Here is a 12749-nt window from a genome sequence, read left to right on the forward strand (position 1 = left end):
AAGCAGCCGCCCATCTATAGAATACAAAATCCCCCTATAACAACATCGTATGACAACGCTTGTGCTATATTAAGATTCCGCATTTAGATCCTCTTCATCAAATACATCTTCCAGATTCTTTCCAGGAGCAACCATCGGGAATACCTTATCGTCGCTCTCGATCACACAATCGATCACAACAGGCTCTCCTGCTGCAAGTGCCTCCTTCAGCACCGGCTCAACCTCTTCCATTTTCGTGATACGGTATGCTCTGGCTCCCATAGCCTCGGCAACCTTCACATAATCCACTTTATCCTTTAATATCGTATGTGAATAACGCTCTCCGTAGAATAAAGTCTGCCACTGGCGTACCATACCCAGCACGGAGTTGTTAAAGATCAGCTCAATGATCGGAATATTACTGCGGGTTGCTGTTGCAATCTCGTTCATATTCATACGGAAACATCCGTCTCCTGCAATATTCACTACTGTTTTATCCGGATTTCCCACTTTGGCGCCGATCGCAGCACCAAGACCATATCCCATGGTTCCCAGTCCACCGGATGTGATCAATGTTCTTGGTCTGGTATATTTATAATACTGTGCTGCCCACATCTGATGCTGGCCTACTTCCGTGGAAATAATTGCCTCACCGTTGGTCAGCTCATACAGCTTTTCGATAATATACGGACCCGTCAGACGATCCTTACTGTAGGTAAGAGGTAATGTTCTCTTACGCTCCATCACTTTTTCCATCCATTCCGGATGAGAAAGCTGCTCCAGACGGGAATTGAAAATATCCAGTACAGATTTCACATCGCCGATCACACTGACATCTACAATGACATTCTTGTTGATCTCTGCGGGATCCACATCCACCTGGATGATCTTTGCCTTTTTAGCGAAATTTTTTGTAACTCCCGTAACACGGTCTGAAAATCTGGAACCGAGTACCACCAGCACATCTGCCTCTCCCACACTGAGATCAGCAGTTTTGGTGCCATGCATACCAAGCATTCCCACATAATTATCATCAGTACCCGGATACGCTCCCTTACCCATAAGACTGTCCGTGACAGGGGCATCCAGCTTCTTGGCGAACTCAAGCAGCTCCTTCTCCGCTCCGGAGATCACGGCACCACCGCCCACAAAGATCATCGGACGTTTTGCCTTGCGCATCAGCTTTAAAGCCTTCTCTACGGAAGCCGCCTCAATCTGTTCCATGGAACGCGGAATGATCTTTGGTACCTCCGGCTTATATTCTGTCTTATTGGCGGTAACATCCTTTGCAATATCGATCAACACCGGACCCGGACGTCCTGTCTGTGCAATCTTGAATGCACGTCTCAGCGCACCTGCCAGATCCTTGACATCCTTTACCAGAAAACTGTACTTTGTGATCGGCATAGTCACACCGGCAATGTCAACCTCCTGAAAGGAATCCTTGCCCAACAGAGGCACACCCACATTACAGGTAATCGCCACCAACGGAACAGAATCCATATGTGCGGTTGCAATTCCCGTAACCAGATTTGTCGCTCCCGGACCACTTGTTGCCATGCAGACACCTACACGTCCTGTCGAACGCGCATAACCATCTGCCGCATGGGATGCTCCCTGCTCATGGGAAGTTAAAATATGATGAATCTCATCCTGATGACGATAAAGCTCGTCATATATATTTAAAATAGCGCCTCCCGGATAACCGAATACGGTATCCACGCCCTGTTCCTTCAGACATTCCACTACAATCTGAGAACCTGTTAACTGCATCGTATGTATACTCCTTTCTCATTTACTAAAATAAATTACAGACTTGATTTTAAAATTGCACCCTTGTCTGCAGAAGTAACCATAGATGCATATCTTGCCAGATATCCGGTCTTCACCTTTGGCTCTCTCGGAGTCCATTTTTCACGACGTGCTGCCAGCTCCTCATCAGAAACCTTTACATTGATGGTATTGGCCGGGATATCAATAGCAATGATATCACCCTCCTCGATCAATGCGATCGGACCGCCAACGGCTGCCTCCGGTGAGATATGACCAATCGATGCTCCTCTGGATGCTCCGGAGAAACGACCGTCTGTGATCAATGCTACACTGGAACCAAGTCCCATTCCTGCAATAGCAGAGGTTGGATTTAACATTTCTCTCATACCAGGACCACCCTTTGGTCCCTCATAACGAATCACTACCACATCACCCTCTACAATCTTGCCGCCGCGGATAGCTGCGATAGCATCCTCTTCACAATCAAATACACGGGCTGGTCCCTCATGTACCAGCATCTCCGGTACCACTGCGGAACGCTTTACTACGCCGCTGTCCGGTGCAATATTACCACGGAGAACAGCAATTCCGCCTGTCGCACTGTATGGATTGTCGATCGGACGGATCACTTCAGGATCTCTGTTCTCACAGCCGGCAATGTTCTCCCCAACAGTCTTGCCGGTGGCTGTGATCAGATCTGTATGAAGCAGACCCCTTTTGTTCAGCTCGTTCATAACTGCATAAATACCGCCGGCTTCATTCAACTGCTCCATATATGTATGACCGGCCGGTGCCAGATGACACAGGTTTGGAGTCTTCGCGCTGATGGCATTTGCCATATCAAGGTTCAACTCAACGCCTGCTTCATGTGCGATTGCAGGCAGGTGAAGCATAGTATTGGTAGAGCAGCCCAGAGCCATATCTACAGTCAGAGCATTCTCAAATGCTTCCGGTGTCAGAATATCTCTTGGACAGATATTTTTCTCATAGAGCTCCATAACCTTCATACCTGCATGCTTTGCAAGCTTGATGCGGTCAGAATATACAGCCGGAATCGTACCATTGCCCTGAAGTCCCATACCGATTGCCTCTGTCAGGCAGTTCATACTGTTGGCTGTGTACATGCCGGAGCAGGAACCACAGGTTGGACATGCATGGCATACATAATCATCCACCTGTTCCTCTGTCATGGTTCCTGCAGCGTAAGAGCCTACTGCCTCAAACATAGAGGAAAGACTTGTTCGCTGACCATTGACGTGTCCGGCTAACATTGGACCACCACTGACAAATACCGTAGGAATATTCAGACGGGCAGCTGCCATCAGAAGTCCCGGTACATTCTTATCACAGTTCGGCACCATAACAAGGGCATCAAACTGATGCGCCAGAGCCATACACTCTGTAGAATCACAGATAAGATCTCTTGTTACAAGGGAATACTTCATACCGGTATGTCCCATGGCGATTCCGTCACAAACGGCGATCGCCGGAAATACGATTGGCGTACCTCCTGCCATTGCAACACCCATCTTGACAGCATCCACGATCTTGTCAAGATTCATATGACCCGGAACGATCTCATTGTAGGAGCTTACAATACCTACCAATGGCTTTTCCAGCTCTTCCTTTGTAATTCCAAGTGCATTAAACAACGAACGCTGCGGCGCCGTTGCCATTCCCTTTTTTACTGCATCACTTCTCATCTCTTGTCACCATGCCTTTCATATATACATATCCCAATTTGTAACATTTAAAGAAACATTACTTCTATCTATGTCCTATCCAATGCGCTCTGCGATCAAGTCACCCATCTTTGTTGTTCCAACCCGGGTCTTGCCCTCGTCCATAATATCCACCGTGCGGTATCCCTCAGCCAGCACTTTCTTTACTGCATCCTCAATCGCATCTGCTTCTTTCTCCAGATCAAAGGAATAACGAAGCATCATTGCTGCGGAAAGGATCGTTGCGATCGGGTTAGCAATGTCCTGTCCTGCAATATCCGGTGCTGAACCGTGACTCGGCTCATAAAGACCAAGCTTTGTTGCTCCAAGGCTTGCAGAAGACAGCATACCGATGGAACCTGTCACCATACTTGCCTCATCGGAAAGAATATCACCAAACATGTTCTCGGTAAGAATTACATCAAACTGCTTTGGATCTCTGACTAACTGCATTGCACAGTTATCGACCAGCATATTGGTCAGCTCTACCTCCGGATAGTCCTTTGCAACCTCTGCCACAACACTTCTCCAGAGTCTGGAAGAATCCAGCACGTTTGCCTTATCTACACTGCAGACCTTTTTATTTCTCTTCATGGCTACATCAAAGCCCCACTTTGCAATACGACGGATCTCGTTCTCATCATATGTAAGGGTATCAATGGCTTTCTTAACGCCATTCTCCTCGATGGTTTTACGTTCTCCAAAGTACAGGCCGCCTGTAAGCTCACGCATTACCACAAAATCAAAGCCTCCCTCAGTCAGCTCCTCCTTCAGCGGACATGCCCCGGACAGCTCATCAAAAAGAATTGCCGGGCGGATATTTGCATAAAGCTCCAGTCCTTTACGGATCTTGAGAAGACCAGCCTCCGGTCTCTTGGATGGCTCGATCTGATACCAGTTAGACTGTCCTACATTTCCTCCGACTGCTCCCAGTAATACGGAATCACAGCCCTTCGCCTTCTCCAGAGTCTCATCTGTCAATGACTCTCCATACACATCAATAGAGCATCCTCCCATTAACAGATCCTCATATTCAAACGTATGACCATAGACCTCTCCGACCTTTGCCAATACCTTTCTGGCCTCTCTTACAATTTCCGGACCGATACCGTCACCGGGAATTGATGCAATCCTGTACTTCATATATTCGCTTCCTTTCTGTCCTACATAAAAACACTAATCTATATAGTACCCATAAAATCTATTAGTGTCAACGGTCATTTATTTATCCCATATCATAATGGTCTTTCCCATGTTCTTCTGGTTGTCCAGCTCAAAGGCACGGTTCATGTCCTTAATCTCACGGATCGGGACCTGCGCTCCCACGATATTACTCAGATAATTGATGATCTCCGGATTGCTCTGATACAGAGCAACGGTTCTCTCAAAATCCTCTCTGCCGCTCCGGCTGCTTCCAAACATCCGCAGTCCCTTCTCCAGGATCATACGTGTATTGATCGGTACCGGATACTCGGATACACCGAGAATAGACATGGTTCCCTCCGGCTGGATATGATCGATCATCTGATTGATCGCACTCTGGGAAGCTGCGCCACCCACACACTCAAAGGCGTGATCTACCAACAGATCCTCCGGAATGTCATTGACATTAAATGTGGCATCTGCAAAGGTAAAGGAGGACATTTTCTCCTCACTGACACCAAAAATATAAAGCTGTGTGTCAGGGAAGGTTGCCTTAAATAAGACAGAGGTAATATATCCCAGATTACCATCTCCCCAGATACCCACAATATTGCGACGCTTATGAGCAAAACGGTCAAAACGCAGAACCGCATGCATACTTACCGATACAAGCTCCGTAAATGCGGCAATCACTTTGTCAATTGAAGGATCAAGCGGCACAACCCTGTCATGGGTCAGAACAACATGCTCCTGCATAAAGCCGTCAAAACCACTGGCGCGGAACTTGCTGGAACGCAGATAATTTTCTGCGATCACATCATCCTTCTCTACCGGAGTATTCGGGATCATGATCACACTGTCACCCGCTTTAAATACGCCCTGCGGATCATATACTACATCACCGATCCCCTCATGGATCAATGCCATCGGAAGCTTTTTGGCCAGTACTTCAGCCGGTCTTGCTCCCTGATAATAACGCTGGTCTGCGTGACAGATTGACAAATGTGTCGGTCTGACAATTACTTCATCGCCCTGAAGACTGATATCCTGAAATGCAATTTCAAATCTTCTGGGTGCCACTAAACGATATATCGTATTTAACATAAAAATCCTTTCTGCCCTTCGGCACAAACTATTTCCTGTTCATTTACTGTCCGTTCTTCTGGTCATTCAACAGAGACTCTGCTACTCTGAGATCATAAGGATAGGTGATCTTGGTATTGTAAACCTCACCCTCTACAAGATAAACCTGCTCTCCCTTGATCACGAAAATCTTGGAAGCATCGGTCAGGATCTCCTTCTCCTCTTCTGTCAGTGACTGATATAACTCCTTGAGCTTCTTGGCCCCAAAGGTCTGCGGAGTCTGCCCCTGATACATCTTGGAACGATCCGGTACCGATGTGATCACCTTACCATCTTCACTGTGTACAATGGTATCCGTTGCGGGAATCACCGTATCACAGGCGCCATACTGTAAACCGTACTTGATATTCTCCTCAATGATACGATATGTCAGGAACGGACGAACGGAATCATGGGTCACGATCAGAGTATCATCATCCAGCCCATATTTTTCCTCAATATATGCGATGGAATTCATAATAGTCTCATTTCTGGTGGAACCACCCTTCAATACCTTTACGGTACTTCCGGCCTCTCCCAGATACTTCTTCAGAAGGTTTTTGGTATGCTCGATCCACTCTGTCGGAGTCAGCACGATCAACTCCTGAAACGAATCATGCATCAAAAACTTCTCTACAGTATGAATGAGGATTGGTTTTCCTCCAATTTTTAAAAACTGCTTCGGCTTCTCAACATTTCCCATACGGCTGCCGACACCGCCGGCAAGAATTACTCCAAATACCATGTTTTTCTCCTTATCCCAGATTACTCTGCATAGTTGCTGTTAATATAATTCACTAATCCCTCTGCCTTAATGATCTTCTGCATAAACGGAGGGAATGCCTGTCCCTGATACTGTGTTCCTTTTGTCTTGTCTACGATCACACCGCTGTCAAAATCGATCTCAACCGTATCTCCCGCCTCGATCTCCTTAGCTGCCTCCGGACACTCAATGATCGGGAGTCCGATATTGATGGCATTACGGTAAAAAATGCGCGCAAATGTCTCTGCAATAACGCAGCTGATGCCGGATGCCTTAATCGCAATCGGAGCATGCTCTCTGGATGAACCACATCCAAAGTTTTTGTTGGCTACCATGATATCGCCCTTCTTCACTCTGTTTACAAAGTCCGGGTCAATATCCTCCATGCAGCTTTTTGCCAGCTCTGCCGGATCTGATGAGTTCAGATAGCGTGCCGGAATGATAACATCTGTATCTACATTATCTCCATATTTATGAACGGTACCACATGCTTTCATATTTACTTTCCTCCATATACTTTATAATTAATCACACTTTTTGAGAATTTTATATTAAAGTCCCAGATCTGATGGCTGTGAGATCTTTCCGGTTACTGCACTGGCCGCTGCAACAGCCGGGCTTGCCAGATATACCTCAGATTCCACATGACCCATACGTCCTACAAAGTTACGGTTTGTGGTAGAAACAGCTCTCTCTCCCTTTGCCAGACAGCCCATATGGCCACCCAGACAAGGTCCGCATGTCGGAGTACTTACCACAGCTCCCGCCTCAATAAATGTCTGAACAAGACCTTCCTCGATCGCCTGCATATAAATACTCTGTGTCGCCGGTATCACAATAGCTCGGATACCATCTGCCACCTTACGTCCCTTCAAAACGCTTGCTGCCTCTCTGAGATCAGAGATGCGGCCATTGGTACATGATCCGATCACAACCTGGTCAATGGTAACCTCACCAGACTCATCTACAGTCTTTGTATTCTCCGGAAGGTGTGGAAAAGCTACGGTTGGCTTTAATGTACTCAGATCAATCTTAATAACCTCGTCATACTCTGCATCCTCATCTGCCTCAAAGATCTTGTATTCCTTCTGTGAATGCTCCTTCATATATGCAATGGTCTGATCATCAACCGGGAAGATACCATTCTTGGCACCAGCCTCGATCGCCATATTGGCAATGGAGAATCGATCATCCATGGAAAGACTTGCTACGCCGTCTCCCGCAAACTCCATAGAGCGGTACAATGCACCGTCCACGCCGATCATTCCGATAATATGAAGGATCACATCCTTACCGCTGACCCATTTGGAAAGCTTGCCGGTAAGCTCGATCTTAATTGCAGAAGGCACCTTAAACCATGCCTGTCCGGTGATCATGCCACATCCCATATCGGTGCTGCCGACACCGGTAGAAAAAGCTCCTAATGCTCCATATGTACAAGTGTGGGAATCCGCTCCGATGCAGACATCTCCCGCCACGATCAATCCCTTTTCCGGAACAAGGGCATGCTCAATACCCATCTGTCCCACTTCAAAATAATTGGTAATATCATGCTCTTTGGCATATTCACGGACACATTTGCAATGCTCCGCAGATTTAATATCTTTATTGGGGGTAAAATGATCCGGAACAAGGGCAATCTTATCTTTATCAAATACTGTCTTTTTGTTTAGCTTCTCCACCTCGTGAATCGCTACCGGACCGGTTATATCATTTGCAAGGACAAGATCAAGATCCGCCATAATAAGCTGTCCGGCCTGAACCGACTCCAATCCTGCATGTGCCGCTAAAATCTTCTGCGTCATTGTCATTCCCATAATCTAATTGCCTCCATTCTCTCTTTATCCATTCAGGGGTAACCTGACAAAACTTTATATATCATACCACAAAAGGAGATTTCTGTAAATCATCCGTTCAAAACGCCTTAAAACCGATCAACATATACCACCAGTTCCACCCCCGGATGATTCTCCGCCACATGATCCTGCAGCCGCTTTACTAACTCCTTCTCCTCGATCTTACAGGAATACGGCTCCTGAATATCAAAAAACAGCTTCATATGGCCGGTATAACGTACCATCCGAAAATCATGAAGTGTCAGGGACGGATCCATCAGCTTTAAATCCGCCTCCATCTCCTTTTTCATCTTCTGCGTTTCCTCATCCTTTACCCAGATAGGATCAATATGGATCACCGCAGAGCAGCCCAGTTCATCGGAAATTTGATGCTCCACCTCATCGATCACCTCATGAAGCTCCACCAGACTTCCATCCACCGGAACCTCCGCATGCAGGGAAAGCATGGTACGTCCCGGCCCGTAATTGTGAACCACCAGATCATGCATCCCCAGAATTTCCTTCCGGGAAAGAACAATTTCATGAACCCGTTCCACAAAGCATTCCTCCGCCGGCTGTCCAAGCAGCGGATTGATCGTATCCTTTGCTGCAGAAATACCGGCATACATGATAAAGATTCCCACCAGCATACCGCACACACCATCAATCTGAAGTCCTGTAAAATGGGATACCACTGTAGAAATCAGTACCACAAAGGTTGCTACCGCATCGCTGATACTATCCAGAGCCGTTGCTCCCATGGCAGCACTGGCAATCTTTTTGCCATAAGAGCGGTTATATGTATACATATACAGCTTGACAAGAATCGAAACTGCCAGCATTACAAGCGTACCCGTATGCCAGATGACCTCCTCCGGGTGCAGGATCTTCTGCCCGGAGCTTCTCATAAGTTCCACCGCCATAACCATAATAATCATTGATACGATCAGCCCCGCTACATACTCCAGTCTGCCATGACCAAAGGGATGCTCCGGATCCGGCTTCTGACCCGCCAGACGGAATCCAAACAAAAGGATCAGGGAAGAACCGGCATCCGACAGGTTATTAAAGGCGTCTGCCATAATCGCAATAGAATGACTAAGCCACCCCACAAAAAGCTTCCCGGCAAACAGAAAGATATTGAGAAAGATTCCCACAATACCGCAAAGAATTCCGTATTGCTGCCGCACATGTCTATCCTGATACTCCCTGTAATCCGAAATCCAATGTTTTGCAATAAAGTTAATCATATCTAACCCCCTCTAAAAAACGAATAGTTGCTCTGCTGTATGTATTCACACTGCAGAACAACTATCCCAAAACAGACATCAATTCAACACGACATCTCTATCTTTATATTATTTATTCGTATGCTTCTACTTTTGCATTAATGTCATCAAACAACTGCTGCTTTAACTTCAGAACAGCATCAAACGCTTCCTCTACCGGAACCATCTCCTTGTATGACTTGTCTCTCGTTGCAAGCTCAATACAGGACTCCTTTAAGTTTCTCGGACTTACCACAACGCGGATCGGCGCACCGATCAGATCTGCATCAGAGAACATAGCTCCCGGACGTACGTCTCTGTCATCATAGATCACATCCACACCAGCCTGCAACAGCTTCTGATACATCTCATCCGAAACCTTTTTGGTCTCCTCATCATCCACACGGAGACAGCATACTTCAACCTCCCATGGAGCAATCGAGATTGGCCAGATTGGACCATACTCGTCATGCTTTGCCTCGCAGATAGACGCTGCCAGACGGCCAACACCAATACCGTAGCATCCCATGATCGGATACTGAAGCTCACCATTCTCATCGGTGTACTGCATATTCATAGACTTGGTATACTTTGTGCCAAGCTGGAAGATATTACCAACCTCAATGCCACGCTTGATCGTAATGGCCGGCTTGCCACAGCAAGGGCAGATGCCACCCTCGCGTATCTTAGAAATATCGTGATATGTCACTTCACCAAGCTCACGCTCCAGATTCAGTCCCTTATAATGATAGCCTTCCTTATTGGCTCCGGCAACCATAGACCGGATTCCCTTCAGAGATACATCCAGATATACCTCTGCCTTATCTGTAATCTGGTACGGTCCGATATATCCCGCAACAAGGCCGCAATCCTCTGTGATATCTGCCGGGTGGATCTCCTCTCCCACCAGATTACGAAGCTTTGTCTCATTGATCTCATAATCTCCTCTGACAAAAGCAACCACATAAGTATCATCAGAATTCTTCTGATATACCACTGCCTTGCAGGAGGTCTCCACATCACTCTTCAAAAATCCGCAGACATCCTCAATGGTCTTGCAGTCCGGTGTCTCAATGCACTCCAGATCCTCTGCCTGACCGGGCTGATTCTCAACAATTGTCTTTGCCGCTTCCATATTGGCACGGAAATCACACTCATTACAAAGTACGATAGAATCCTCTCCAACCGGTGTCAGAAGCATATACTCATGAGAAAGACTTCCTCCCATCATACCGGAATCCGATGCTACCGTTACAACCTCCGGAATACCTGCTCTCTGGAAAATACGGTTATACGCCTTATATGCAATCGCATAGTAACGCTCCAGATCCTCCTGGGAGGTATGGAATGAATAAGCATCTTTCATTGTAAACTCACGAACACGGATCATTCCGGCACGAGGTCTTGCCTCATCACGGAACTTTCTCTGTACCTGGTAGATCATAAACGGATATTTGGTATATGTCTGGGCATATTCACGTACCAAATGTACCGCAGCCTCCTCATGAGTCATACCGAGGACATGCTTTGCATTGTTTCTGTCGGTAAAACGTAGAAGCTCGCTTCCTACACTGTCATATCTGCCGGATTCCTCCCAGAGATCTGCCGGAAGAACAACCGGAAACAAAACTTCCTGTCCATCAATGGCATCCATCTCACTGCGGATAATATTTTCAATCTTCGCGGTAATCTTTCTCAAAGTCGGGAACTCGGAAAAAATACCATTGCCAACATATTTCATATAACCGCCCCTCACCATCAACGCATGGCTGTCAATCACACAATCCGCCGGTTTCTCCTTAAAACGTGAACCTACCAATTTTGATACTTTCATTTCTGCCTCCATTATAAGACACGCATCTGTGTCGTATTTTTTATTTAAAGGAATCCACTTCCTTTATTTTTATTTACTTGGTGATATTACTGTCCGGAAGGGAATGACGCGGTCTGTCACGCACCATTTCTGCATAATGGGCAATCTCTGCCAGCAGCTTGATCTTCTCTGCACGTGACATACTGCCAACCTTCGACATGATCGCTCCCTTTTCGGTATTGACATACTTTGGTGGAACATTATTTAACGTCAATGTCATCAGATCCCTGCGGCACACCGGACATGGACAGATTCCCAGACTGTCAATATTTTCCTCAATCTCAATCCTTACCATATCCTCCATCACATTATGAATATTTCTTCTGTCTGCGATATCAAACATATTTAAGATACGTTTTCTGACAATGTCGGACTGTAGCGGCTTCATCAGAATATCGTCCGCTCCGCAGGCAAACGCCTTTTTGATATCTTCCTGCTGATCGGAAGCTGTGATCACAAGGATCGGAATATTACGGTTCAATGCATTGGACTGGATGCATTTCATCACTTCAAACCCGTCCATCACCGGCATGATCAGATCCACTACGATCAGATCCACCTGTCCGGGATGCTGTTCCAGATAAGACAACCCCTCCACACCATTTTGTGCCGAAATACAATCGCAGTCATACTGCAGGAGATCCTGAATCAGTTCTCTCGTCACCGTATCATCATCCATCACCAACAGCTTCTTTTTCTCCATATTTTGTCCTTCCTCACCCGAAAACGCCTTTCCCAGGCTTTCTCTTTCAAAACCGGGATACCAACTGTGTCCCTATTGCAAAAAACTAAGTGAAATTATATTACATTTCCGTTTTATTGTCAAAAATGACGCAGAATCTCTTCTATTCCTCTCCCTTGTCGATAGACAAACCCGGAAAAATATTTCCAATATCACTGAGATAATCTTCGTCATATTCCTCTGAATCCTCATCCTCGTCATCTTCTTCCACATCAAAGCCCTCAATCGCACCACTCCTGATGATCTGACGACATGCCTCGGCTGCAAGCTGATACTCCTCTTCATCCTCAATAGAAGACATAGAAGCTTCCCCATCCGCATCTTCTTCATATTTCAGGATCTGCACCTCACCGGTCATGCTCTCCTCATCCGGTGTAAGCTCTGCTGCAATAATATACTCGGTACCAAGCTCGTCAATTTCAAAGCTTGCCAGAGGGGTCACCTTTGTCTCTGTTCCATCCTCTACCTCCAGAGTGATCACAACATCCTGCTCGTCTCCAAAAAACAATTCTGTATTTTCCTGATTCATC

11 protein-coding genes are annotated in these 12749 nt (G+C 46.4%); all 11 read right to left on the reverse strand.

Annotation, left to right across the window (positions count from 1 at the left end):
• Window positions 1-69: 69 nt before the first annotated feature.
• The 11 genes from ilvB to H8704_RS05000 all read right to left on the reverse strand — a co-directional run bounded on the left by ilvB (window position 70) and on the right by H8704_RS05000 (window position 12748).
• Entirely contained in the window at window positions 70-1752 is a 1683-nt protein-coding gene (ilvB, locus tag H8704_RS04950) for a biosynthetic-type acetolactate synthase large subunit (protein ID WP_022463934.1), read from the reverse strand.
• A 35-nt stretch (window positions 1753-1787) separates the two neighbouring features.
• Window positions 1788-3455, reverse strand: a complete 1668-nt coding sequence (gene ilvD, locus H8704_RS04955; protein ID WP_249297554.1) for a dihydroxy-acid dehydratase — start codon at window positions 3453-3455, stop codon at window positions 1788-1790.
• A 75-nt stretch (window positions 3456-3530) separates the two neighbouring features.
• Window positions 3531-4616: a 3-isopropylmalate dehydrogenase gene (gene leuB, locus H8704_RS04960; protein WP_118676306.1), complete on the reverse strand. Its 1086-nt coding sequence runs from the start codon at window positions 4614-4616 to the stop codon at window positions 3531-3533.
• Window positions 4617-4694: 78 nt separating this feature from the next.
• Window positions 4695-5720: a ribitol-5-phosphate dehydrogenase gene (locus H8704_RS04965; protein WP_118676308.1), complete on the reverse strand. Its 1026-nt coding sequence runs from the start codon at window positions 5718-5720 to the stop codon at window positions 4695-4697.
• A gap of 43 nt (window positions 5721-5763) precedes the next feature.
• On the reverse strand, window positions 5764-6483 hold the full coding sequence (locus H8704_RS04970; RefSeq protein ID WP_249297555.1) for an IspD/TarI family cytidylyltransferase: 720 nt from the start codon (window positions 6481-6483) through the stop codon (window positions 5764-5766).
• Window positions 6484-6503: 20 nt separating this feature from the next.
• A complete protein-coding gene (leuD, locus tag H8704_RS04975; RefSeq protein ID WP_022463939.1) occupies window positions 6504-6998 on the reverse strand; it encodes a 3-isopropylmalate dehydratase small subunit in 495 nt (164 codons plus the stop codon).
• Window positions 6999-7052: 54 nt separating this feature from the next.
• Entirely contained in the window at window positions 7053-8318 is a 1266-nt protein-coding gene (gene leuC / locus H8704_RS04980) for a 3-isopropylmalate dehydratase large subunit (RefSeq protein WP_249297556.1), read from the reverse strand.
• A 107-nt stretch (window positions 8319-8425) separates the two neighbouring features.
• The gene (locus tag H8704_RS04985) at window positions 8426-9586 is read right to left on the reverse strand and encodes a cation diffusion facilitator family transporter (protein ID WP_249297557.1); all 1161 of its coding nucleotides are present in this window, start codon (window positions 9584-9586) and stop codon (window positions 8426-8428) included.
• A gap of 112 nt (window positions 9587-9698) precedes the next feature.
• Entirely contained in the window at window positions 9699-11438 is a 1740-nt protein-coding gene (locus H8704_RS04990; RefSeq protein WP_249297558.1) for a proline--tRNA ligase, read from the reverse strand.
• A 73-nt stretch (window positions 11439-11511) separates the two neighbouring features.
• Entirely contained in the window at window positions 11512-12180 is a 669-nt protein-coding gene (locus H8704_RS04995) for a response regulator (protein ID WP_022463943.1), read from the reverse strand.
• 142 nt (window positions 12181-12322) lie between these two features.
• Entirely contained in the window at window positions 12323-12748 is a 426-nt protein-coding gene (locus tag H8704_RS05000; protein ID WP_022463944.1) for a DUF1292 domain-containing protein, read from the reverse strand.
• Window position 12749 lies beyond the last annotated feature (1 nt).

It is taken from the genome of Jutongia huaianensis, assembly GCF_014384985.1.
GTDB classification, from domain to species: Bacteria; Bacillota; Clostridia; order Lachnospirales; family Lachnospiraceae; genus Jutongia; species Jutongia huaianensis.

Coding starts and splice junctions, on each gene's coding strand:
- ilvB (WP_022463934.1), bottom strand. CDS start 1,752: ATGCAGTTAACAGGTTCTCAGATTGTAGTGGAATGTCTGAAGGAACAG.
- ilvD (WP_249297554.1), bottom strand. CDS start 3,455: ATGAGAAGTGATGCAGTAAAAAAGGGAATGGCAACGGCGCCGCAGCGT.
- leuB (WP_118676306.1), bottom strand. CDS start 4,616: ATGAAGTACAGGATTGCATCAATTCCCGGTGACGGTATCGGTCCGGAA.
- H8704_RS04965 (WP_118676308.1), bottom strand. CDS start 5,720: ATGTTAAATACGATATATCGTTTAGTGGCACCCAGAAGATTTGAAATT.
- H8704_RS04970 (WP_249297555.1), bottom strand. CDS start 6,483: ATGGTATTTGGAGTAATTCTTGCCGGCGGTGTCGGCAGCCGTATGGGA.
- leuD (WP_022463939.1), bottom strand. CDS start 6,998: ATGAAAGCATGTGGTACCGTTCATAAATATGGAGATAATGTAGATACA.
- leuC (WP_249297556.1), bottom strand. CDS start 8,318: ATGGGAATGACAATGACGCAGAAGATTTTAGCGGCACATGCAGGATTG.
- H8704_RS04985 (WP_249297557.1), bottom strand. CDS start 9,586: ATGATTAACTTTATTGCAAAACATTGGATTTCGGATTACAGGGAGTAT.
- H8704_RS04990 (WP_249297558.1), bottom strand. CDS start 11,438: ATGAAAGTATCAAAATTGGTAGGTTCACGTTTTAAGGAGAAACCGGCG.
- H8704_RS04995 (WP_022463943.1), bottom strand. CDS start 12,180: ATGGAGAAAAAGAAGCTGTTGGTGATGGATGATGATACGGTGACGAGA.
- H8704_RS05000 (WP_022463944.1), bottom strand. CDS start 12,748: ATGAATCAGGAAAATACAGAATTGTTTTTTGGAGACGAGCAGGATGTT.